General features: G+C 72.8%; 21 protein-coding genes and 1 pseudogene. 8 read left to right on the forward strand and 14 right to left on the reverse strand.

The genetic code is table 11. The features are described 5' to 3' along the window. The first annotated feature begins 108 nt into the window (after positions 1-108). Positions 109-2793, forward strand: a complete 2685-nt coding sequence (gene alaS / locus L7N97_RS12050) for an alanine--tRNA ligase (RefSeq protein WP_237478511.1) — start codon at positions 109-111, stop codon at positions 2791-2793. Positions 2794-2866: 73 nt separating this feature from the next. On the opposite strand, the gene L7N97_RS12055 is transcribed toward alaS, so the two are convergent. The 4 genes from L7N97_RS12055 to L7N97_RS12070 form a co-directional block, all read right to left on the reverse strand. After that, complete coding sequence (locus tag L7N97_RS12055; RefSeq protein ID WP_237478512.1) at positions 2867-3283, reverse strand: hypothetical protein; 417 nt, start codon at positions 3281-3283, stop codon at positions 2867-2869. Between the two features lie 96 nt (positions 3284-3379). Beyond that, positions 3380-4543: an ABC transporter permease gene (locus tag L7N97_RS12060; protein WP_237478513.1), complete on the reverse strand. Its 1164-nt coding sequence runs from the start codon at positions 4541-4543 to the stop codon at positions 3380-3382. Between the two features lies 1 nt (position 4544). Further along, on the reverse strand, positions 4545-5639 hold the full coding sequence (locus tag L7N97_RS12065; protein ID WP_237478514.1) for a microcin C ABC transporter permease YejB: 1095 nt from the start codon (positions 5637-5639) through the stop codon (positions 4545-4547). Positions 5640-5646: 7 nt separating this feature from the next. Further along, positions 5647-7566 carry an extracellular solute-binding protein gene (locus L7N97_RS12070; RefSeq protein WP_237478515.1) on the reverse strand — a complete coding sequence of 640 codons (1920 nt, stop codon included), beginning with the start codon at positions 7564-7566 and terminating at the stop codon, positions 5647-5649. Positions 7567-7802: 236 nt separating this feature from the next. Here L7N97_RS12070 and L7N97_RS30230 point away from each other — a divergent pair. Both L7N97_RS30230 and L7N97_RS30235 read left to right on the forward strand, forming a co-directional pair. Further along, a pseudogene (locus L7N97_RS30230) lies at positions 7803-7982 on the forward strand (thiol-disulfide oxidoreductase DCC family protein); the annotation flags it as partial. Between the two features lie 43 nt (positions 7983-8025). Beyond that, positions 8026-8169 carry a thiol-disulfide oxidoreductase DCC family protein gene (locus L7N97_RS30235; RefSeq protein WP_237482462.1) on the forward strand — a complete coding sequence of 48 codons (144 nt, stop codon included), beginning with the start codon at positions 8026-8028 and terminating at the stop codon, positions 8167-8169. Here L7N97_RS30235 and L7N97_RS30240 read toward each other — a convergent pair. After that, positions 8160-8321 (reverse strand): hypothetical protein, encoded by a 162-nt coding sequence (locus tag L7N97_RS30240; RefSeq protein WP_237482464.1) that lies wholly within the window; start codon positions 8319-8321, stop codon positions 8160-8162. The two genes, L7N97_RS30235 and L7N97_RS30240, sit on opposite strands and share 10 nt — an antisense overlap. 60 nt (positions 8322-8381) lie before the next feature. On the opposite strand from L7N97_RS30240, the gene L7N97_RS30245 reads away from it, so the two are divergent. Then, positions 8382-8900, forward strand: coding sequence for a LysR family transcriptional regulator (locus tag L7N97_RS30245; RefSeq protein WP_237482208.1), 519 nt, complete (start codon positions 8382-8384; stop codon positions 8898-8900). Between the two features lie 123 nt (positions 8901-9023). Here L7N97_RS30245 and L7N97_RS12095 read toward each other — a convergent pair whose 3' ends face one another. From L7N97_RS12095 to L7N97_RS12105, 3 genes are all read right to left on the reverse strand, one after another. Continuing rightward, a complete protein-coding gene (locus L7N97_RS12095; protein ID WP_237478516.1) occupies positions 9024-9215 on the reverse strand; it encodes a hypothetical protein in 192 nt (63 codons plus the stop codon). Positions 9216-9519: 304 nt separating this feature from the next. After that, a complete protein-coding gene (locus tag L7N97_RS12100; protein WP_237478517.1) occupies positions 9520-10011 on the reverse strand; it encodes a GNAT family N-acetyltransferase in 492 nt (163 codons plus the stop codon). Beyond that, positions 10008-10826, reverse strand: a complete 819-nt coding sequence (locus L7N97_RS12105; RefSeq protein ID WP_237478518.1) for an LD-carboxypeptidase — start codon at positions 10824-10826, stop codon at positions 10008-10010. Before L7N97_RS12105 ends, L7N97_RS12100 begins: the two co-directional genes overlap by 4 nt. Before the next feature lie 156 nt (positions 10827-10982). On the opposite strand from L7N97_RS12105, the gene L7N97_RS12110 reads away from it, so the two are divergent. Then, complete coding sequence (locus L7N97_RS12110) at positions 10983-12392, forward strand: glutamate ligase domain-containing protein (protein ID WP_237478519.1); 1410 nt, start codon at positions 10983-10985, stop codon at positions 12390-12392. On the opposite strand, the gene L7N97_RS12115 is transcribed toward L7N97_RS12110, so the two are convergent. From L7N97_RS12115 to L7N97_RS12130, 4 genes are all read right to left on the reverse strand, one after another. Next, positions 12393-13844, reverse strand: a complete 1452-nt coding sequence (locus L7N97_RS12115; RefSeq protein WP_237478520.1) for an amino acid permease — start codon at positions 13842-13844, stop codon at positions 12393-12395. A 92-nt stretch (positions 13845-13936) separates the two neighbouring features. Continuing rightward, entirely contained in the window at positions 13937-15010 is a 1074-nt protein-coding gene (locus L7N97_RS12120) for a WD40/YVTN/BNR-like repeat-containing protein (protein ID WP_237478521.1), read from the reverse strand. Between the two features lie 80 nt (positions 15011-15090). Continuing rightward, positions 15091-15336 (reverse strand): DUF2312 domain-containing protein, encoded by a 246-nt coding sequence (locus L7N97_RS12125; protein WP_129228650.1) that lies wholly within the window; start codon positions 15334-15336, stop codon positions 15091-15093. Positions 15337-15537: 201 nt separating this feature from the next. Continuing rightward, positions 15538-16548, reverse strand: a complete 1011-nt coding sequence (locus L7N97_RS12130) for a PAS domain-containing protein (RefSeq protein ID WP_237478522.1) — start codon at positions 16546-16548, stop codon at positions 15538-15540. Positions 16549-17119: 571 nt separating this feature from the next. Here L7N97_RS12130 and L7N97_RS12135 point away from each other — a divergent pair. Further along, positions 17120-17635 (forward strand): hypothetical protein, encoded by a 516-nt coding sequence (locus tag L7N97_RS12135; RefSeq protein ID WP_237478523.1) that lies wholly within the window; start codon positions 17120-17122, stop codon positions 17633-17635. A 6-nt stretch (positions 17636-17641) separates the two neighbouring features. On the opposite strand, the gene L7N97_RS12140 is transcribed toward L7N97_RS12135, so the two are convergent. Both L7N97_RS12140 and L7N97_RS12145 read right to left on the reverse strand, forming a co-directional pair. Then, positions 17642-18337: a hypothetical protein gene (locus L7N97_RS12140; RefSeq protein ID WP_237478524.1), complete on the reverse strand. Its 696-nt coding sequence runs from the start codon at positions 18335-18337 to the stop codon at positions 17642-17644. A 7-nt stretch (positions 18338-18344) separates the two neighbouring features. Then, positions 18345-19205, reverse strand: coding sequence for an oxidoreductase (locus L7N97_RS12145; protein ID WP_428980987.1), 861 nt, complete (start codon positions 19203-19205; stop codon positions 18345-18347). A 145-nt stretch (positions 19206-19350) separates the two neighbouring features. On the opposite strand from L7N97_RS12145, the gene mbfA reads away from it, so the two are divergent. After that, positions 19351-20307 carry an iron exporter MbfA gene (gene mbfA / locus L7N97_RS12150; RefSeq protein ID WP_237478526.1) on the forward strand — a complete coding sequence of 319 codons (957 nt, stop codon included), beginning with the start codon at positions 19351-19353 and terminating at the stop codon, positions 20305-20307. Positions 20308-20413: 106 nt separating this feature from the next. Beyond that, positions 20414-21424 carry a cysteine synthase A gene (gene cysK, locus L7N97_RS12155; protein ID WP_237478527.1) on the forward strand — a complete coding sequence of 337 codons (1011 nt, stop codon included), beginning with the start codon at positions 20414-20416 and terminating at the stop codon, positions 21422-21424. Positions 21425-21524: the final 100 nt, after the last annotated feature.

The following is a 21524-nucleotide window of genomic DNA, read 5'->3' on the forward strand; positions in this document are numbered from 1 at the left end:
GGTTCGGCCCCTTCGCTCGACAGCTCTGGAGGGCGCGGCTAAATGGGGCTCGCGCCCTTTTTCGTGTCGCGAGGGCTCCTCGCCCTCCGGACCCCGAGTTTCAGTGCCATGACCAGCGTCAACGAGACCCGCTCGGCCTTCCTCGACTTCTTCCGCAAGGCCGGCCACGAGGTCGTGCCGTCGGGGCCGCTCGTGCCCCGCAACGACCCGACGCTGATGTTCACCAGCGCCGGCATGGTGCAGTTCAAGAACCTGTTCACCGGCGTGGAGAAGCGCTCCTACACTAGCGCCACGACGGCGCAGAAGTGCCTGCGCGCGGGCGGCAAGCACAACGACCTCGACAACGTCGGCTACACGGCGCGCCACCACACCTTCTTCGAGATGCTCGGCAACTTCTCCTTCGGCGACTACTTCAAGCCGGTGGCGATCGAGAACGCCTGGAACCTCGTCACCAAGACCTTCTGCCTGCCGAAGGACCGGCTGCTCGTCACCGTCTACCACGACGACGACGAGGCCTACGACCTGTGGAAGAAGATCGGCGGCTTCTCCGACGACCGCATCATCCGCATCGCGACCTCGGACAACTTCTGGGCGGCGGGCGACACGGGCCCCTGCGGCCCCTGTTCCGAGATCTTCTTCGACCAGGGCGACAAGGTGTGGGGCGGGCCGCCCGGCTCGGCCGAGGAGGACGGCGACCGGTTCCTGGAGTTCTGGAACCTCGTGTTCATGCAGTACGACCAGCTCGGCCCCGGGGACCGCGTGCCGCTGCCGCGCCCCTCGATTGACACCGGCATGGGCCTCGAGCGCATCTCGGCCGTCCTGCAGGGGGTGACGTCGAACTACGACGTCGACCTGATGCGGACCATCATCGGAGCCGTGGCCAACCTCACCGGCGTCGACCCGGACGGGCCGCAGGCCGCCAGCCACCGCATCATCGCCGACCACCTGCGCGCCTCGTCGTTCCTGGTCGCGGACGGCGTCGACCCGTCGAACGAGGGCCGCGGCTACGTGCTGCGCCGCATCATGCGGCGCGCCATGCGCCACACCCAGCTCCTCGGCGCCGCCGAGCCGCTGATGTGGCGCCTCGTGCCGACGCTGGTGCAGCTCATGGGCCAGGCCTATCCCGAGCTCGTCGAGGCGCAGACGCGCATCTCGGACGTGCTGCGCTCGGAGGAGACGCGCTTCCGCACGACGCTCGCGCGCGGCCTCTCCATCCTCGAGGACGAGACGCGCGACCTCCAGGCCGGCGGGCGCCTCAACGGCGACGTCGCCTTCAAGCTCTACGACACCTACGGCTTCCCGCTGGACCTCACGCAGGAAGCCCTGCGGGCCCGCGATATCGCGGTCGACGAGGAGGGCTTCGCCGCCGCCATGGCCCAGCAGAAGGCCGAGGCGCGCCGCGCCTGGGCGGGCTCGGGCGAGGCCGCGACCGACGCCGTGTGGTTCGGCATCCGCGACCGCGTAGGCGGGACCGAGTTCCTCGGCTACGCGGCCGAGCGGGCCGAGAGCCAGGTCACCGCGCTCCTGTCCGGCGGGCGCGAGGCCGAGCGCCTCGGCGCCGGCGACAAGGGGCAGGTGCTGCTGAACCAGACGCCCTTCTACGGCGAGTCCGGCGGCCAGGTCGGCGACACCGGCACGCTCACCGCGCCGGGCGTCGTCCTGCGCGTCACCGACACCGGCAAGAAGCTCGGCGACGTGTTCGTACACGAGGTCGAGGTCGTCGAGGGCTCGGTCGCGGTCGGCGCCGCGCTCGTGGCCGAGGTGGACCACGCGCGCCGCGGCGCCATCCGGGCCAACCATTCGGCGACGCACCTGCTGCACGAGGCGCTGCGCCAGGTGCTCGGCCCGCACATCGCCCAGAAGGGCTCGCTGGTCGACGGCGACCGGCTGCGCTTCGACTTCTCCCACGCCAAGCCCATCACGGCCGAGGAGCTCGCGGAGGTCGAGGAGATCGCCAACCGCGTCGTGCTGCAGAACGAGCCGGTGGTGACGCGCCTCATGGGACTCGACGACGCGCGGGCCAGCGGCGCGCGGGCGCTGTTCGGCGAGAAATACGGCGACGAGGTCCGCGTCGTGTCGATGGGCCGGCCCGACGAGGGTAAGGGCGCGACGGGCGCCATCTACTCGATCGAGCTCTGCGGCGGCACCCACGCGGCGCGCACGGGCGACATCGGCCTCGTGTCGATCCTCGGCGAGAGCGCCGTGGGCTCCGGGGTGAGGCGCATCGAGGCCCGCACCGGCCACGCGGCGCGGCGCGGCCTCAACGCCGACAGCGCCAAGCTGCGCGAGCTCGCGCAGGCCCTCAAGGCCTCGCCGGAGCTGGCGGCGGAGCGGCTCGGCGGCCTCGTCGAGGACCGGCGGCGGCTGGAGCGCGAGCTCGTGGAGGCGCGCAAGAAGATCGCCCTCGGCGGCGGCGGGGCCGCCAAGGCCGACGCGCCGCGCAGCGTCGCCGGCACGAGCCTCATGGCGCGCGCCGTCACGGGCATCGACATGCGCGACCTCAAGGGCCTCGCCGACGAGGCCAAGGCCGCGCTGGGATCGGGCGTCGTGGCGCTGGTCGGGGTCGGCGAGGACGGCAAGGCCGGGCTCGTCGTGGCCGTGACCAAGGACCTCGCCGGCCGCTTCGACGCGGTGGCGCTGGTGCGCGCGGGCGTCGCCTCGCTCGGCGGCAAGGGCGGCGGCGGCCGCCCCGACATGGCGCAGGGCGGCGGCCCGGACGGCGCGCAGGCCGAGGCGGCGCTCAAGGCCGTCGAGGCCGCGATGGCGGGCGCGGCCGCGCAGGCGGCGGAGTAGGGGGGATCGAAGGGCCCTTCGGCCCTCTGCGGGCCCCGGAGCGGGGCCGAGGGGCGTCGCCGCGCGGCGTCCGCTACAGCACGATCTCGGGCTTGCAGAGCTTGGGGTCGAGCGGCTTCACGAACAGGAACACCATGCCGAGCGCGATGCGGCGGCCCGGCGTGACGGGGCGCGTGCCGACGTGGGTGACCTCGGCCGGACTGACGCCGGCCGCCTCCGGCTCCAGCGCCACGCCGGTCCGCGAGATGTTGATGATGCGGGCCGCGATGCGCTTGCCGCCCGCGGTGGTCAGCACGGTCGAGGTCTTGTTGGGAACGAAACGCTCGGCCGACCGCGTCTCGCTCGGCTCGACGTCGGCGAAGCTCCACGACGGCTCGACGGTCACGGGCCGGGGCGCCGTGACGGCGCGCGGGACCGTCGAGGCCGGCTGAGCCGGCGCCCCGCCGTCCTTGCCGCCCGTGACGGCCTTCCACACTCTCCCGAGACCCATCATGCTCCGAGGCTGTCCCGCTCCTGATCGTGGCGGCAGCTTAGGTCCGCGATCCTTTACGGACCCTCAGCGGCATCCCCCCGATCCGACGCGACGTCACCGGATCGTCTTGCGCGGGTCGAAGGCGTCGCGCACGGCCTCGCCGATGAAGATCAGCAGCGACAGCATGATCGCGATGGTGAGGAAGGCGGTGAGCCCCAGCCAGGGCGCCTGCAGGTTGGAGGTGCCCTGCAGCAGCATCTCGCCCAGCGAAGGCGAGCCCGGCGGCAGGCCGAGGCCGAGGAAGTCGAGCGAGGTCAGGGTGGTGATGGAGCCCGACAGGATGAAGGGCAGGAACGTCAGCGTCGCCACCATGGCGTTGGGCAGCACGTGCTTCCACATGATCCTGAGGTTCGACAGGCCGAGCGCGCGGGCGGCGTTGACGTATTCGAAGTTGCGGGCGCGCAGGAACTCGGCGCGCACGAGGTGGACGAGGTTCACCCACGAGAACAGCAGCAGGATGCCGAGCAGCACGAAGAACGAGGGCGTGATCACCGCCGCCACGATGATCAGGATGTAGAGGTGCGGCAGCGACGACCAGATCTCGATCACGCGCTGCATGATGAGGTCGGTCCAGCCGCCGAAATAGCCCTGCACGGCGCCGGCCGCGATGCCGACCGCGGACGAGATGCCGGCCAGGAGCAGCGCGAAGACGACCGACAGGCGGAAGCCGTAGACGAGCCGGGTCAGCACGTCGCGCCCGTGGTCGTCCGTGCCGAGCCAGTTCCACTCGATGGCGTCGCAGGGGCGGGCGGCGGGGGGCGTTCCGCCCGCGTCCCGGATGGCATGGTCGCACTCCCGGTTCGACAGCAGCCAGGTCGGCGGGGAGGGCAGGGTGGTGGGCGGGGACAGGTTCCGCGTGGAGTTGGAGTAGCGGATCGGAGCCCAGACGATCCAGCCGTGGTCCTCGATCTCCTTGGCGGTGCCGGGGTCGCGGTAGTCGGTGTGGGCCAGGAAGCCGCCGAAGCGCGCCTCCGGGTAGTCGTTGAACACCGGGAACAGGATGTCGCCCTTGTAGGACACGACGAGGGGCCGCTCGTTGCAGATGAACTCGGCGTTCAGCGCCACGACGAACAGGGCGGCGAAGATCAGGAACGACCAGTAGCCGCGCCGGTTGCGCTTGAAGGCGTCGAGGCGGCGGCGGTTGAGCGGCGTGAGGTTCAGCCAGCCGCGGCGGCCGACGGGGGGGCTCAGCAGCTTCGGGTCGACGAGCGCGTCCATCTCACACCCCCCGCGTCTCGAAGTCGATCCGGGGATCGATCCAGGTGTAGGTGAGGTCGGAGATCAGGTTCACGACGAGGCCGAGCAGCGCGAAGATGTAGAGGTTGGCGAAGACCACCGGATAGTCGCGGTTGATGATGCTGTCATAGGACAGCAGCCCCAGCCCCGGCAGGTTGAAGATCTCCTCGATCAGGATGGCGCCGGTGAAGAAGGCGGACACGAAGGCGCCGGGGAAGCCCGCCACGACGATCATCATGGCGTTGCGGAACACATGGCCGTAGAGCACGCGGCGCTCGGAGAGGCCCTTCATGCGGGCCGTCTGCACGTATTGCTTCTTGATCTCGTCGAGGAAGGAGTTCTTGGTCAGGAAGGTCGAGGTCGCGAAGGCGCCGACCGACATGGCGGCCACCGGCAGGGTGATGTGCCACAGGTAGTCGGTGATCTTGTGCGGCCAGGTGAGCTCCGCCCAGTTCTCGCTGACGAGGCCCCGCAGCGGGAAGATCTGGTAGAAGGAGCCGCCCGCGAACAGGATGATGAGCAGGATGGCGAACAGGAAGGACGGCACCGCGTAGCCGATCGTCACCACGCTCGACGTCCACACGTCGAAGCGCGAGCCGTCCTTCACCGCCTTGGAGATGCCGAGCGGGATCGAGATGACGTAGGAGAGCAGCGTCATCCACAGGCCGAGCGAGATCGACACCGGCAGGCGCTCGCCGATGAGCTTCAGCACCGGCGTGTCGCGGTAGTAGCTCTGGCCGAAGTCGAAGGTCGCGTAGTTCTTGATCATCAGGCCGAAGCGCTCGTAGGCCGGCTTGTCGAAGCCGAACTGCTTTTCCAGCTCCTTGATGAACTTCGGGTCGAGGCCCTGGGCGCCGCGGTACTTCGAGCCTTCCGCGCCGGCCTGGAAGCCCCCGCCCGATCCGACGTCGGCGCCTCCGCCCCCGAGCGAGGAGCCGTTCGCCGTGCCCTGGAGCTGCGAGATCACGCGCTCGACGGGGCCGCCCGGCGCGAACTGCACGATGACGAAGGACACGAACAGGATGCCGAGCACGGTCGGCACCATGAGCAGCAGGCGGCGGGCGATGTAGGCGAGCATCGGCCGATCAGCCCTTGGCCTTGGTGGCCTTGGCCTTGGCCTCGTCGTACCACCAGGTCGACAGCACGCCGGGGTCGAGCTTCGGCGTCCGCGCGGGCCAGGAGAAGTCGTCCCAGTAGGCGAGCCAGTGGGCCGGGTTGTTCCACATCGGCACCCACAGGTAATAGGAGCGCAGCACCCGGTCGAGCGCGCGGCAGATCACAGTCAGCTCGGGGCGGCTCGACGCGTGGAGCGCCTTCTCGATCAGCGCGTCGACGACCGGATCGCTGATCCCGGTCAGGTTCGGCGAGCCCGGCGTCCGGGCGGCCTCGGAGCCGTAGAGGTAGCGCAGGCCCTCGCCCGGCGTGGGATCGGCGCCCTGGCGCGCCGTGACGATGTCGTAGTCGAAGTTCTGCACGCGGCCCTGGTACTGCGACGCGTCGACGACGCGGAAGGACGCGTCGACGCCGAGGAGCTGCAGGTTCTTGATGAAGGGCTGGGTGTGGCGCTCCAGCGAGCTCTGGAAGTCGAGGAACTCGATGCGGAAGGGCTCGCCCGAGGGCAGCCTCAGCGTGTTGCCGTCGCGCCTGCATCCCGCCGCCATCAGCAGCTTGTTGGCCTGAGACAGCATCGCGCGGTCCTGCCCCGAGCCGTCGCCCTCCGGCGGCAGGACGGCGGGGCCGAAGGCGGCGTCCGGGATCCGGCCGCGGAACGGCTCCAGCAGCAGCGTCTCGTCCGGCAGCGGCAGGCCCACGGCCGCCATCGGCGTGTTCTGGAAGAACGACACGGTCCTCTGGTAGAGGCCGTACATGATGTTCTTGTTGACCCACGCGAAATCCCAGCAGAACCCCATGGCCTGGCGGATCCGCGGGTCCTTGAACTTGTCGCGGCGCTGGTTCATCCACCAGCCCTGCACGCCGGCCGCGGCATCGTCGGGCACGGTGCGGCGCTGCACGCGGCCGTCGTTCGCGGCCGGAAAGTCGTAGCCCTTGGCCCAGTTGTACGAGGTCAAGTCCTCGCGGAATGTCGTCGCGCCGGACTTGAAGGCCTCGAAGCCGACCTGCCGCTCGCGGTAATATTCGTAGCGGATGGTGTCGAAGTTGGCCTGCCCGCGGTTGATGGGCAGATCCCTGGCCCAGTAGTCGGGCACGCGGTCGAAGGCGATGGTCCGGCCCTGGTCGACGCGCCCGACCCTGTAGACCGAGGAGCCGAGCGGCGGGTCCATGGTGGTCTGGTCGAACGGGTGGGCCGTGTAATAGCTCTTCGAGAAGATCGGCAGGCCCGCGACCGTGAGGTGGGTCTCGCGCGTGCGCTCGGGGTCGAGCTTCACCTCCAGGAGGTCGTCGGCGAGGGCCGTCGCGGAGACGAGGTGGCGCAGGCCCGTGCGCAGGTTGGGGTGGCCCTTGGTCTTCAGGAGGTCGAGCGTGAAGGCGGCGTCGGCGGCGGTGAGCTTGGAGCCGTCGTGGAAGCGCGCCTCGGGGCGCAGCAGGAAGCGGTAGGTGAGCCTGTCTGGCGACACGCGCACCGACTTAGCCACGAGGCCGTAGAGCGCGTCGGGCTCGTCCAGCGTGCCGGTCATCAGCGTGTCGAAGATCAGCCCCATGCCGGCGGCGCCGTCGCCGCGCAGGATGTAGATGTTCAGCGAGTCGAAGGTGGTGAAGTTCTGGTTCAGCCCGGCGGAGGTCGGCTCCAGCACGATGATGCCGCCCTTCGGCGCGGCGGGGTCGACGTAGGGCAGGTTCTGGAAGTCGGCCGGCAGGTTCAGCTCGCCGAACGCCGACAGGCCGTGGCTCTCGGCCCAGCCCGCGGGCAGGGGCTCGGGCCAGGCGGCGGGCGCGGGGGACGCGGCGGGCGCGGCGTCGGCGGAGGCCGGCCAGGTGCGGGTGATCGCCGCGCCCGCGAGCGTGGAGCCCAGGGCCAGGGCCGAGCGGCGGGTCAGGGTCGGCATCGAGAGGACGGCTCCGGCGGCGCAGGTGCGGGTAGGAGCGCCATCAACACCCGCCCATTATGTCGGTTTTCGGGGACAGCGTCGATGCGCGGCCGCCTCCGGGCTTCACCGTGAGCCCGTTGCGCCGGCGGTGCCGCGCCCTCATCTCGGGCATGGACCCCGCACCCCCTGAGACGCCGAGAATGGCCGCCCCGCCCACCATCGTCTTCGACACGGATTGCGTTCTGTGCAGCGGCATGGTGCGCTTCGTGCTGGCCCACGAGCGCGACCGCGCGCTGCACTTCGCCGGGGCGTGGTCGGAGGAGGGCCTGGCGCTGGCGGGGCGCCACGGCTTCACCCGCGACGACCTCGACGACACCTTCCTGGTGGTCGAGGACGATCGCGCGCTGACGCAGTCGGACGCCGCCTTCGCCATCCTGCGCCACCTGCGGGCGCCGTGGCGATGGCCCGGCGCGGATCGTGCCGCGCCCGCTGCGCGACGGCGTCTACGACCTCGTGGCGCGCCACCGCTACCGCCTGTTCGGCCGGAGGCAGGACTGCACGGTCGTGCCGCCGGCCGAGCGCCACCGCTTCGCGGGCGTGAAGGGCGGGGCTCAGCCGTAGGCGCGCAGGAAGAACAGCGCCGTGAGCGCGTAGGCCAGCGCCACCGTGCCGCCCCGCACGAGGCGAGCCGGCGCGCGCCGGCCGAGGTGGGCGCCGCCGTGGCCGCCGAAGAGCGCGCCCAGCCACACCAGCGCCGCGGCGCGCCACTGCACCGCCCGGGCCCGCCCCGGTCCACCCAGGCGCTGGCGGCGCCGCCCGGACACAGCGCCACGGTGCTCGACGCATTCGCCGCGACCGAAGGCTCGCCGATGCGCTTCGACCTCCGCCTCTTCGCCGCCGCCGTGGACGCCGGCAGCATCACGCGCGGCGCCGAGGCGGCCCATCTCGCGCTCGCCTCGGCCAGCGCCCGCATCGCCGGCATGGAGGCGGCGCTGGGCGTGCCGCTGCTGGAGCGGGGGCGGCGCGGCGTGGTGCCGACCGCGGCCGGGCGGGCGCTGCTCGGCCGCGCCCGCGCCATCGCGGCCGAGGTGGAGCGTATGCGGGGCGAGCTGCGCGCCTTCTCGGCCGGGTTCAGGGGCGAAATCCGCATGCCGTGGTGCGCCGGCATCCCCTGGCGGCGCGGGGCGAGGTGGCTTCGCCGAACTCCTGGCGGAGCCCTTCGTGGGTCTGGGGGGCCGGGGCGCTGCACGACCACTCGGCGCGGCTCGTCGAGGCCGGCGTGGGCGTGGCGGTGCTGCCGCTGGCGGCCGTGGAGCGCCACCGCGGCCTGGACATCGCCGTTCTCCGCCTAACCGACGGCTGGGCGGACCGCCGCCTCGCCGTCTGCGCCCGCCGCTTCGCCGAGCCCAGCGCCCACGCGCGCCTGCTCGCGGAGGAGATCGGGCGGGCGTCGGACGGGTGACCCGGACGCGGGCTCAGCCGCGCATCAGCAGCGAGATCATGGTCTGCACGATCGTCACGCCGCCGATCGGCGCGATCAGCAGGAACAGGACGTTGACGCCGACGAGCCACAGGAGGACGCGCTCCTGCTTCTTGGTCATGCGCGGCCGGCGCGGCGGCGGCTGCCACGGCGGCGGCTTCCACCCGCCTCCCCCTTCGACGAACATGGGCGCCCTCGCGGTGCTCGAGACAGACTGTGTGAGTTCCGACTGATTATAGGGTGGAAGCCGGCCGGGCCAATCGGGGTCGCGTCGCTCCGTGCCGCGGACGAGGGCGGCCGAACGTCGCCCGTCTCGGCACCGCCGCCCGGCCGCGCTATGGCTGTCCCGTCCGGGATGGATGCGAGCATCGTCGGTCCGTTCAGTCCCCCTTCGATGAGACTGGCATCGGCCCGACCGCGGCTTGCCGTCAGGTCGCTCGACGACGTTCCCGCGCGACACCCTTGCTGGGGGGCGATGCCAGATCCTGCCTTCACAGCGCCCGGAACATCACCAGCGCGTCGACGTCCCCGTGCACCGGGTGCCGGAACGCCCCCGGAAGGCGCCCGACCGTCTCGAACCCCATCGACCGCCACAGCGCGACCGCGCGGGTGTTGGTCGAGACGACGAAGTTGAACTGCATCGCCCGGAAACCCCGCGCCCGCGCGTGGTCCAGCGAATGCGCGCACATGCGCCGCGCCACGCCCCGGCCGGCGGAGGCCGGGGCCGTCACGTAGCCGCAGTTGCACACGTGCCGGCCGCCGCCCGCCTGGTTGGCGCGGACGTAATAGGTGCCGAGCACGCGGCCGTCCTCCTCGGCGACGAACGTCTCCCTGTCGGGGCCGAGCCAATAGGCCAGCGCCTCGGCCTCGCCCATGTCGGGGTCGAGCGCGTAGGTGTCGCCGGCCCGGATCACGGGCTCCAGCACGGCCCACAGCGCGGGGGCGTCGGCGGGGCGGGCGGGGCGGATCGCGAGGCCGGTCATCCGAAGGGCACCACCCGGTTGTCGACGTCGTGGCCGATGTCGGCCCGCCCGAGCCAGGGGATGCCGGAGCGCTCGCACCAGAAGCGCGCGACCGCCTCCTCGTCGAGCCCGAAGTCGGGGTCGTTGGGCGGCACCGCGCTGCAGCGGCCGAGCCGGATGCCGGCCACGCGGCGGATGCCGGGGTTGCCGGTGACGTGGCAGAAGGCGCGGTCGATCCGGTACATGTGCTCGGACACCTCCTCCAGCATCAGCACGTGGCCGTCGAGGTCGGGCTGCAGGGCCGTGCCGAGCAGCTGGCTCAGGATGGTGAGGTTGAAGGCCGCCGCCTTCACGCCCGGCCGGAGCGACGGCTCCAGCGCGCCCGCATCGCGCGCGACGAGCCAGCGGAGCGCGCGGGCGGCGGCGCGCTCGCCCCCGTCCCGCATCGCGTCCTGCGCCACGGGGCCGTGCGCCGCCCCCGTGCAGCCCGCGCCGTAGAGCCCGGCCAGCAGCGTGCCGCAGTCGCTGTAGCCGAGGAAGGTCTTTCCGCGGGCGGCGGGCGACAAACCCGCCAGCACGTCCTCCGCGATGCGGCAGGAGCCGTAGCCGCCCCGGCCGAACCACACGGCGTCGACCTCCGGGTCGTTGGCGACCTCGATCAGGGCCGCGGCGCGGGCCGCGTCGTCGCCGGCGAAGTGGCCGTGGCGCAGGAAGCACTGCGGATGGAAGGCGATGTCGGGCGGCGCCTCGGGGAAGAGCGCGGCCGCGACGGCGCGGACGCGCTCGGGCACCTCGGGCGACATCGACGACGCGGGCGCCACCACGGCGATCCTCATGCCTCACCGCCTCCCCGACGAACCGCGACAGAACCACCCTGCTCAGGACTGTGTTAAGGAGCGGTCGACGGGCCCGCAACGCGCCCGGCCCGCTCCGGCCCCCCGGCGCCCACGCCTCGCGTTGCGCCGCAGCGGAGCCGCCTGTAGCGTCGCACCATGACCGGACCCCGACCCTACTTCTTCTGCGGCATCGGCGGCAGCGGCATGAGCCCGCTGGCCGCCATCGTGAGGGCGCGCGGCGCCCGCGTCGCGGGCTCGGACCGCTCGCGCGACCAGGGGCGCACGCCGGAGAAGTTCGCGGCCCTGGAGGCGCGCGGCTTCACGCTGTTCCCGCAGGACGGCAGCGGCCTCACCTCGGCGGACCAGATCCTGGTCGTGTCGGCCGCCGTGGAGGACACCGTGCCCGACGTCGTGGCGGCCCGCCGCGCCGGCGCCTCGATCGTCACGCGGCCCGAGCTGCTGTCCGAACTGTTCAACGCCGCTGGGCTGCGGGTGGGCGTCGCGGGCACCAGCGGCAAGTCCACCACCACCGGCATGATCGGCCTGATCCTCCACCGCGCCGGGCTCGACCCCACCGTGATGAACGGCGCCGAGATGAAGGACTTCGCCGGCCCCGACGGCGCCGCGCCCTCCGCCGTGGTGGGGGCCGGAGAGGCCTTCGTCAGCGAGGTCGACGAGAGCGACGGCTCGATCCGGCTCTACGCGCCCTCGGTGGCGGTGGTGAACAACATGTCGCTCGACCACAAGCCCATGGACGAGCTGCGCCCGCTGTTCCTCGGCTTCGTGGCCCGCGCCGAGCGCGCCGTGCTCAACCTCGACAACGACGAGACGGCGGCGCTGGCGCGCGAGGCCGGCGAGCGCGCCTTCACCTACAGCCTGCGCGACCCCGCGGCCGACCTCCGCGCCGAGGCGCCGCGCTTCCGGCCCGACGGCGTCGACTTCGCGGTGACGCTCGCGGCCCGCGCCGGGCGGCCCGCCGCCACGGCCTCCGTGTCGCTCGCCGTGCCGGGGCTCCACAACGTGTCGAACGCGCTCGCAGCGCTGGCCGCCGCGCTGGCCTGCGGGGTGCCGCTCGGCGAGGCCGCGGCGGCGCTCGGCGGCTTCTCGGGCATCCGGCGGCGGCTCGACGTGGTCGGCACCGCGGGCGGCGTCACCGTGATCGACGACTTCGCCCACAACCCCGACAAGATCGCGGCCACGCTCCAAACGCTGCACGCCTTCCCGGGGCGGCTGCTGGTGATGTTCCAGCCGCACGGCTACGGGCCGCTCCGGCTGATGGGCGACGACCTCGCGGCCGGCTTCGCGGCCGGCCTCGCCGCGGACGACGTGCTCGTGATGCCCGAGCCGGTGTATTTCGGCGGCACGGTCGACCGGTCGGTCGGCAGCCGCGCCGTGGCGGAGCGGATCGCGGCGGCGGGGCGGCGGGCCGAGGCCCTGGCGGACCGCGCCGCCTGCGGGGCGCGGCTCACGGCGCTGGCGCGGCCCGGCGACCGGATCGTGGTGATGGGCGCGCGCGACGACACGCTGTCGGTCTTCGCGCGCGGGCTGCTGGAGCGGCTCGGCTGATCAGCCCGCGCCGCCCTCCCGCAGCCGCGAATGGCGGCGGCCGTAGCCGAAATAGACCGCGAAGCCGATCCCGAGCCACACCACCAGCCGCGCCCAGGTGAGGAGCGGCAGGCCGGCCATCAGCACGAGGCAGCACAGGATGCCGAGCCCCGGCAGCACCGGCACGGCCGGGCAGCGGAACGGGCGCTCGGCCTCCGGGTCGGTGCGGCGCAGCCGGACCACCGCGAAGCACACGAGCCCGAAGGCCAGCAGCGTGCCGATCGACACCATCTCGCCGAGCACGTCGATCGGCACCAGCGCCGCCACGGCCGCCACGGCGGCGCCGATGGCGAACTGGCTCACCAGCGGCGTCTTGAAGCGCGGGTGGAGGCGGCCGAAGATCTCCGGCAGCAGCCCGTCCCGCGCCATGGTGGTGAAGATGCGGCTCTGCCCGTAGAGCAGCACCAGCATGACGGTGGTGAGGCCAGCGAGCGCGCCGAGCTTCACCGGCAGCGACAGCCACGCGCGGCCGATGGCGTCGACGCCCCTGGCGATGGGGTCCGCGACGTTCAGCTCCGCGAAGGGCACGAGGCCGGTCAGCACCGCCGCGACCGCGACGTAGAGCAGCGTGCAGACCAGCAGCGAGCCGAGGATGCCGATCGGCATGTCGCGCTGCGGGCGCTTCGCTTCCCCGGCGGCGGTCGACACGGCGTCGAAGCCGATGAAGGCGAAGAACACCACGGACGCGCCGCGCAGCACCCCGCTCGCGCCGAAATGGCCGAAGGCCCCGTCGTTCGGCGGCAGGAAGGGGTGCCAGTGCGCGGGGTCGAGGCTGAAGGCGCCGAAGCCGACGAACAGCGCCACGACGGCGAGCTTCACCGCCACCATGGCGTTGTTGAAGCGCGACGACTCCGTGGTGCCCACGGCGAGCAGCGCCGTGATGGCGAGCACGATCCCCGCGGCCGGCAGGTTGACGAGGCCCGCCGCGTGCGAGCCGTCCGGCAGGGCGACGTCGGCGCCGGGCGCGGCGGCGAGGCGCGGCGGCAACGCGATCCCGGCCTGCCCGAGCAGGCTGACCGCGTAGCCCGACCAGCCCACCGCCACGGTGGCGGCGCCCGCCGCATATTCGAGGATGAGGTCCCAGCCGACGATCCAGGCGAAGACCTCGCCCAGCGTCGCGTAGGTGTAGCTGTAGCTCGACCCGCAGACGGGCAGCATGGCGGCGAGCTCGGCGTAGCACAGGCCCACGAAGGCGCAGGCGACGCCCCCGAGCACGAAGGACAGCATCACGGCCGGCCCGGCGTAGCGCGCCGCCGCCGTGCCGGTGAGCACGAAGATGCCGGCGCCCACGATGGCGCCGATGCCCATGGCGGTGATGCTCCAGGGCCCGAGCGTCTTCTTCAGCGCCTGCGCGCCGCCGTCGTCCGCCATGTCGACGAGGCCCTTGCGCGCCGTGAGGCCCTGGATCGACATGGTGATCTCCTTCGCGGGAGATCATCGGGCGCCGGGCGCGGATCGCCAACCGGTTTCGCGCCGCGCCCGGCCGACCGCCTCGGGCCGGGGCGTCACTTCCCCGGCGGCGGCAGGTCCAGCGCGAACAGGTCGTGGCCGATCGCCAGCGCGCGCGTGCCGCCGTCCGGCAGGGGCAGGAAGCGGATCTTGTTGGTCGACAGGCCCATGTGGGCGGGGTGCCACGTGTCGCCGCCGTCGAGCGTCTCGTAGCCGCCGGTGGCGCCGCCCACCCAGCCGCGCCGCTCGTCCAGGAAGGCGATGCCGTAGGGGATCCAGCCGTGGTCCGTCGTCACAACCTGCTTGCGCCAGTGCTCGCCGCCGTCCTCCGTCTTGACCACGTAGCCCCGCGCCTCGGTGGCCGGCGCCCCGTAGCTCATGATCGTGGCGTAGCCGACGCGCGCGCTCGGGAAGGCGAGCTTCCAATCGTTGTCGCCGGCGCGGGGCGAGTCGAACACCGCGCGCCACGTGTCGCCGCCGTCGGTGGTCTTCAGGATGCGGGCGTGGGCCACGCCCTCGTCGGACGCGGAAGCGCCGGCGATGAAGCCGGTCTTCTCGTCCACGAAGTGGATGTCGAGGATCATGCCCGTCACGGCGCCCATGTCGCGCGCCGTGAAGGTGGCGCCGCCGTCGAGCGAGGTCATCATCCCGGCCGGCCCGCCGACGCGGCCCCCGGCCCGCACGGCCGCGACGCGGCCGTCGACCTTCAGCACGTCGATGGCGCAGATTCCGGTGACGGGCGGCCCGGTGACCGGCGCCACCGGCGTCCAGCGGCTGCCGCCGTCGTGGGTGACGAAGAGCGGGCGCGGGTCGGTGACGCCGTCGAAGTAGCCGGGGCCCACGTTGCCCATGAAGCCGGTGTCGGCGTCGACCATGTCGAGCGCCCGCACGTAGGTGCCGGGGTGGTGCCACACGGGGCGCCAGTGGGCGCCGGCGTCGTCGGTGCGGAACACCCGGCCGGTGCCGTTGCCGTAGAGTCCGACGGTGGGCGTGCCGAAGGCCAGCGCGTCCTGCTTGTTGTTGAGCCGGTAGGGCTCGGTCGGCACGAGCCGCCAGGCGGGCTCGGCCGCGGCCGTGCCGGCGACGAGCAGCGCGAGGGCCGCGCCGAGGAGGGCGGTCCGGATCGACATGGCGGCGGACCTCCCCGCGGGCGGGCGGCGTCTGAGCCCGACCCAGTGAACGCCGCCGGGGCGGAGCGGGTTCGGCCGCCTCAGGCCTGCATGCCGATGGCCTGCAGGTAGAGCTCCAGGATCTCCTCCTCCTCGCGGCGCTTGTCCTGGTCCTGCTTGCGGATGGACACGATCTTGCGGATGATCTTGACGTCGTAGCCGGTGCCCTTGGCTTCCGCGTAGACGTCCTTGATCTCGTCGGACACGGTCTTCTTGTCCTCCTCCAAGCGCTCGATGCGCTCGATGAAGGCCATCAGGTGACCGGCCTCGATGGAGTTGGTGCTCATCTCGTCATCCGTGGAACTTCGATCCTGCCGCGGCGCGCCCCCTCGAAGCCGGTGGGCCGACCGGATGTGTCATCCGTCCGGGTCGGACCGCGGGCGGGCGCCCACCGTCGGCGCCTGATAGGGCGTTCAGGTTGGGATAACCTTAACGGCCCGCGGAAGCGATCCCGCGGGCGCCGGGGCGCATCCCGTCCCGCTCCTGCGTCAGCGGCTGATCCAGGTCACCCCGTCCACGGTGCGGAACGACACGCCGCCGGTCTGCAGCGCGCGCCGCACGGCCTCGGCCTTGCTCGGGCGCGTCGTGCCCTCGCTGCCGTCCTCCATGCGCTTGATCGTCGACACGGAGACGCCGGAGGCCTGCGCGAGCTGCGCCAGCGACCAGTCGAGCAGCCCGCGGGCGCCGCGGATCTGCGCGCCCGTCAGGGTCGTCACCTCGTCGCTGCCCGCCTCGCCCACCACGGGGCGGTGGTGCTCGTCGATCGGCAGCAGCACGCCCTGCCATTCCCGGATCGCGCCCGTCGCGTCGCGCACCGGCGCGCTGCGGGCGTTGTACCAGCGATAGGCCCCGTCGCGGGTCATGACCCGGTAGTCGACGTTGTAGACCTCGTTCCGCGCTAGCGCATTGCGGTAGGCCGCCCGGACCCGGTCGCGGTCGTTCGGGTGGACGGCGTCGAGCCAGCCCTGGCCGGTGCAGTGCTCCGGCAGCATGCCGGTCAGCTCGCACCAGGCGGTGTAGTCGATCGACTGGCCGGACAGGTCCGCGATCCAGGTCAGCGCCGAGGTGGCTTCCAGGAAGGCCGCCCGCCGCCCGTGGTTGAACTCCACCGCGCGCTGCGCTTCGCGCCGCTCGGTCACGTCCGCCACCACGCCGACGAAGCGGACCGGCTTGCCGTCGTCGCCCAGCACGACGTCGATGCGCGACGACACCCAGCGGATCGTGCCGTCCGGCCGCACGATGCGGAACTCGCGGCGGAGCGGATGCCCGGTGTCGATCAGGTCCATCATGTCCGCCTGGTAGGGGCGGTCCTGCGGGTGAATGGAATTCAACATGGACTGGCGGGTGCGGGTGGCCGAAGCCGGCACGCCGCTGATCCGCGCCAGCCCCGGCGACGCCGTGATCTGCCCGCTCGCGAGGTCGTGCCACCAGAAGCCGATCTGCCCCTGTTCTTCCACGAGGCGCAGCACGTTCTGGAAAAAGGAAGCCGATGCGCTCACGCCGCCGTCCCGCTCGTGTTCCGGCGAGGGATGAACCGGAAGCCAAGGCCAGCCCTGTCCCGTCGCCGTCGCGAAATTTGACCCGTCCATGTCTGTCATTCTTCGATCTCGATCGCGGCGTCTCGCGAAAACCACTTCCGGGACCACGCTGTCGATCGCCGTCGCGGCGGAACGCTGGGCGGCGGTGACCAGAATACACGTGAAACGTCCGAAATGGTGGCCCGGAAACGCGCAATCCGGTGTGCCCGTCCGTTCGTCCGGCGCCGGATGGCGATGAAAACCTCCGGTGCCGACGTGTGTTATTCGGTGCCGTAGATCTGAAGTTGCCGCATCCGGAGAGCCATGCCCGTTTATGATGAATTTCGGGCGGCCGATCCGGCGGCGCCGCGACCGCGGGCTGCAGAGCTCCGCCGGGCGCGGGAACGGGCCGGGCGTCGGGACGGGAGCCGCGCCGCTTGCACCCCGAGCAAACCGGGCGCGGGCGCGGGCGGGGCCGCGACGTTTGCACGCGGGCCGATCCCGCGGGGCGGGGGCGTAATCTCGGGCGGAACGAGCGGGCCTGGAGGGGACGATGAGCATCGCGTCATGGACCGGGGCCGGCGGCTTCGCCGCGCGGAGCCCCGCGGCGCCCGCCGCCGGCACGGCGGGGGAGCGCCGGATGCGGCGGGGGCTGCTGCTCGCGGCGCTCCTCGCCGGGGCGGGCTGGGCGGCCTGGACCACCGGCCGCGCCGACACGGCCGAGGCCGCGGCCCGCGCGGGCGACGAGCTCACGCGCCTCCTGCGCTGCATGGCGGTGCTGAAGGCTGCGATGGCCGCGGCGGCCCTGGGCCTGGTGTGGTGGCGCATGGCGCTGCCGGCCGGGGCCGTGCGGCTCCTCGCCTACCTCCTCGCCGCCGCGGCCGCGGCGGCCGGCCCGGTGCTGATCTGGGCCATGGTCCACCTGGGCCTCGGCTCGCTGCTGCTGCACGGCGGGCTCCTCGCCGCGCTGGTGCTGCTGTGGCGCGACCCCGATGTCGCGGCGAAGCTCGGCGCCCTGGTGGCCGAGCGGCGCCGCGCCATCGCGGCGCGCCGACCGGCACCGCGCTGAGCGGCCTCAGCGCGGTGGCGGCTTCGGGAAGGCCAGGACCTCGCCCGTGTAGGTCTCGACCAGCGCGCTGAAGGGCGTGCCGTCGGGCAGCACCAGCACGGCGCGGTGGCGCAGCACCTCGGGCGGCACCGCGAGCGCGCCGGGGGCGGGGGGCGGCAGCGCGTCCGCCCGCTCCCAGCCCGGCGGCAGCGGCCGCCACAGCAGCTCGGCCGACAGGGTGCGCCGCTGGAACTTCAGCGCCGCCACGGCGCGGCCGAAGGCCGTGTCGGTGGTGTCGAGCGCGCGGTTCATCTCGGGCGTGAGCCGCGCCGGCAGGTAATAGTTGTCGGCCTCCGACACGACGTGGCAGCCGCAGGACAGGCGCACGTGGCGGTGCCGCACCGGCTCGGCGGCGTCCACCCCGAGCTGGCGCCGCACGGCCTCGTCGGCCGGCGTCTCGGCCTCGGGCACGCGCGCCGCCGTGACGGTGGGCGGTGAGGCGAGGCCGTGCGATCCGCACCAGCGCTCCAGCGTCAGCGTGGCGCTGTCGTGCGCGAGGAGGTCGGCGTTCAGCGTCTCGACCAGCGCCAGGGCTTCGAGCCGCGAGGTCGCGTCGTCGGGCCAGGATGCGGGCCCGGGCGGGGCCGCAGCGGCGGCGCCCGCCAGGGCCGTCAGGGGAAGAAGGGACAGGAGGGCCGAGACCGCGCCGGCCGCGCGCCGCATCGCCGCCTCACACCGTCTTCTGGTGCTCGGGATAGTCGGCGCCGAGCGTGGTCTCCTTCCACAGGTCGAAGTTGGCCCGGAGCCTGTCGAGCTTGCCGTAGGCCAGCTCCAGCGCGGGGGCGCCGAGCAGCAGGCGCAGGGGCGGCGCCGGTGCCGTCACGGCCGCGATGACGGCCTCCGCGGCGCGGACCGGGTCGCCGACCTGGTTGCCGGAGCGCTCGCGCGTCTGCCGCCGGCGGGCGCCCGCGGTGGCGTCGTAGTCGTCGATCACCGTCCTCGACTCGACGATGGAGCGGCCCGCCCAGTCGGTGCGGAACGGCCCCGGCTCGACCAGCGTGACGTGGATGCCGAGCGGCCCCACCTCGACGGCGAGCGACTCGGACAGACCTTCCACCGCGTATTTGCTGGCGTGGTAGTAGCCGGTCGCGCCGAAGCTCACGAGGCCGCCGATCGACGAATAGTTGACGATGTTGCCGCTGCGGCGCTTCCGCATGCTGGGCAGCACCTGGCGGATCAGGTCGGCGAGGCCGAAGACGTTGGTCTCGAACTGGGCGCGGATGGCCTCGTCCTCGCCCTCCTCGACCGCGGCGAGGTAGCCGTAGCCGGCGTTGTTGACCAGCACGTTGATGCGGCCGAAGCGCGCCTCGGCTTCCCGGATCGCGGACACGACCTCGGCATGGTCGGTCACGTCGAGGCGCAGCTTCAGGGCGCGATTCCCGAAGGGCGCCACGAGGTCGTCGAGCTGCTCGGGGCGGCGGGCGGTCGCCACGACGCGCCAGCCGCGCTCCAGCACCGCCTTGGCGAGCTCGCGCCCGAAGCCGGTCGAGCAGCCGGTGATGAACCAAACGGGTGTGTCGTCGCTCGCCATGGCCTGCATCCCTCGCCGTTCCGCCTCCCAATGCCGGGCCCCGGCACCCCGTTGCAGCGCGCCTCCCATGCCGCGGCCGCATCCACCCTTGACGGGGGCCGCGACAGGCATAGTTTGGAATTATTCCATTTACAGGAAACGGTGCATGAGGGCCTTCGACGACCTGACCGAGCGCGAGGTGCTGGCGCTCGCCATCTCCAACGAGGAGGAGGACGGGCGAATCTACGCCGACTTCGCCCACGGCCTCCGGGACGAGTATCCCGACACGGCCCGCGTGTTCGACGACATGGCGGCCGAGGAGAACGAGCACCGCCGCCGCCTCATCGACACCTTCACGGGCCGCTTCGGGGACCACATCCCGCTGGTGCGGCGCGCCGACGTGAAGGGCAACATCGCGCGCAGGCCGCCGTGGCAGGTGCGCCCGCTCGGGGTGGCGGCCGTGCGGCGGCAGGCGGCCGCGATGGAGCGCGACGCCGAGCGCTTCTACCGGCAGGCCGCGGCCCGCTCGACCGACGCCGGCACGCGCAAGCTGCTCGGCGACATCGCGGCCGACGAGGCCGGCCACGAGCGCCGCGCCGGCGAGGCCGAGGAGCGGCGCCTGCCGGGCGAGGCCCGCGACCGGGAGGACGAGGAGGCGAAGAAGCGCTTCGTGCTGCAGGTGATCCAGCCGGGGCTCGTGGGGCTGATGGACGGCTCGGTGTCGACGCTGGCGCCGGTCTTCGCGGCCGCCTTCGCGACGCACGATCCCTGGAAGGCCTTCCTGGTCGGCCTCGCGGCCTCGCTCGGCGCCGGCATCTCGATGGGCTTCGCCGAGGCGCTGGCCGACGACGGCAAGCTGTCGGGCCGGGGCACGCCGCTGCTGCGCGGGCTCGTCTGCGGGCTGATGACGATCGCGGGCGGCATCGGCCACACGCTGCCCTACCTCGTCCCCGACTTCACCACCGCGACCGCGCTGGCGGGCGCCGTGGTGGTGGCGGAGCTCGCCGCCATCGCCTGGATCCAGTGGCGCTTCATGGACGCGCGCCCCTTGTCGGCGGTCGCCAAGGTCATGCTCGGCGGCGGGCTGGTGCTGGCCACCGGCGTCCTCATCGGCGCCAGCTGAGGGAGGCCTGCCGCCCGAGCGTTGACGCCTCGGGGGCGCGCCGCCATCTTCCATCCCCACGGGCTGCGGCGCCGGCGCGCCTCGGCCGATCCAGGAAGGAAGCCCCATGTCGCTCGCGTCGATCGGTCGGGACGACGACCCCCTCCCGCAGGACAACAGTCCCAAGCCGAAGGTGGGCCGCGGCCGCATCTACGACTCCATCACGGACACGACCGGCTCGACGCCGCTGGTGCGGCTGCGCCGCCTCGCCGCCGAGAAGGGCTGCAAGGCCGAGATCCTCGCCAAGCTCGAATTCTTCAACCCGATGTCGAGCGTCAAGGACCGCATCGGCGTCGCCATGATCGACGCCATGGAGAAGGCCGGCCGCATCGCGCCGGGCCGCAACACCCTGGTCGAGCCCACCTCGGGCAACACCGGCATCGGCCTCGCCTTCGCGGCGGCGGCGCGCGGCTACAAGCTGATGCTGTGCATGCCCGAGTCCATGTCGGTCGAGCGGCGCAAGATGCTGATGCTGCTCGGCGCCGAGCTGGTGCTGACCCCGGCCGCCCAGGGCATGAAGGGCGCCATCGCCAAGGCCCTGGAGATCATCGACGCGACGCCGGGCGCCGTGATGCCCCAGCAGTTCGACAACCCCGCCAATCCCGAGGTCCACCGCAACACCACGGCCGAGGAGATCTGGACCGACACGGGCGGTGCCATCGACGTCTTCGTGGCGGGCGTCGGCACGGGCGGCACCATCACGGGCGTGAGCCAGGTGCTGAAGCCGCGCCGCCCGTCCCTGCACGTCGTGGCGGTCGAGCCCGAGGACTCGCCGGTGCTGTCCGGCGGCCAGCCCGGCCCGCACAAGCTGCAGGGCATCGGCGCCGGCTTCGTGCCGAGCATCCTCGCGCGCGACCTCATCGACGAGGTGGTGACGGTGGGCAACCAGGAATCCTTCGAGATGGCGCGCCTGGTCGCGCGCCTGGAAGGCATCCCGATCGGCATCTCGTCGGGCAGCGCGGTGGCGGCGGCGCTCGAAGTGGGCTGCCGGCCCGGCATGGAGGGCAAGGCGATCGTGGTGATCATCCCGTCCTTCGCCGAGCGCTACCTGTCGACGGCGCTGTTCGACGGGCTGTGACCGCCGTTCCCTCCTTCCCCTGCAAGGGGAAGGTGCCGCCGCGAAGCGGCGGCGGATGGGGATGAGCGGCGCGCAGCGCCGCTCGGCGACGCCCTGTTCG

It is taken from the genome of Lichenibacterium dinghuense (genome assembly GCF_021730615.1).
Lineage (GTDB): Bacteria > Pseudomonadota > Alphaproteobacteria > Rhizobiales > Beijerinckiaceae > Lichenihabitans > Lichenihabitans dinghuensis.

Excerpts from the sequence above, each read along its gene's own strand:
- alaS (WP_237478511.1), top strand. The coding sequence starts at position 109 with ATGACCAGCGTCAACGAGACCCGCTCGGCCTTCCTCGACTTCTTCCGC.
- L7N97_RS12055 (WP_237478512.1), bottom strand. The coding sequence starts at position 3,283 with ATGGGTCTCGGGAGAGTGTGGAAGGCCGTCACGGGCGGCAAGGACGGC.
- L7N97_RS12060 (WP_237478513.1), bottom strand. The coding sequence starts at position 4,543 with ATGGACGCGCTCGTCGACCCGAAGCTGCTGAGCCCCCCCGTCGGCCGC.
- L7N97_RS12065 (WP_237478514.1), bottom strand. The coding sequence starts at position 5,639 with ATGCTCGCCTACATCGCCCGCCGCCTGCTGCTCATGGTGCCGACCGTG.
- L7N97_RS12070 (WP_237478515.1), bottom strand. The coding sequence starts at position 7,566 with ATGCCGACCCTGACCCGCCGCTCGGCCCTGGCCCTGGGCTCCACGCTC.
- L7N97_RS12095 (WP_237478516.1), bottom strand. The coding sequence starts at position 9,215 with ATGTTCGTCGAAGGGGGAGGCGGGTGGAAGCCGCCGCCGTGGCAGCCG.
- L7N97_RS12100 (WP_237478517.1), bottom strand. The coding sequence starts at position 10,011 with ATGACCGGCCTCGCGATCCGCCCCGCCCGCCCCGCCGACGCCCCCGCG.
- L7N97_RS12105 (WP_237478518.1), bottom strand. The coding sequence starts at position 10,826 with ATGAGGATCGCCGTGGTGGCGCCCGCGTCGTCGATGTCGCCCGAGGTG.
- L7N97_RS12110 (WP_237478519.1), top strand. The coding sequence starts at position 10,983 with ATGACCGGACCCCGACCCTACTTCTTCTGCGGCATCGGCGGCAGCGGC.
- L7N97_RS12115 (WP_237478520.1), bottom strand. The coding sequence starts at position 13,844 with ATGTCGATCCAGGGCCTCACGGCGCGCAAGGGCCTCGTCGACATGGCG.
- L7N97_RS12120 (WP_237478521.1), bottom strand. The coding sequence starts at position 15,010 with ATGTCGATCCGGACCGCCCTCCTCGGCGCGGCCCTCGCGCTGCTCGTC.
- L7N97_RS12125 (WP_129228650.1), bottom strand. The coding sequence starts at position 15,336 with ATGAGCACCAACTCCATCGAGGCCGGTCACCTGATGGCCTTCATCGAG.
- L7N97_RS12135 (WP_237478523.1), top strand. The coding sequence starts at position 17,120 with ATGAGCATCGCGTCATGGACCGGGGCCGGCGGCTTCGCCGCGCGGAGC.
- L7N97_RS12140 (WP_237478524.1), bottom strand. The coding sequence starts at position 18,337 with ATGCGGCGCGCGGCCGGCGCGGTCTCGGCCCTCCTGTCCCTTCTTCCC.
- L7N97_RS12145 (WP_428980987.1), bottom strand. The coding sequence starts at position 19,205 with ATGGCGAGCGACGACACACCCGTTTGGTTCATCACCGGCTGCTCGACC.
- mbfA (WP_237478526.1), top strand. The coding sequence starts at position 19,351 with ATGAGGGCCTTCGACGACCTGACCGAGCGCGAGGTGCTGGCGCTCGCC.
- cysK (WP_237478527.1), top strand. The coding sequence starts at position 20,414 with ATGTCGCTCGCGTCGATCGGTCGGGACGACGACCCCCTCCCGCAGGAC.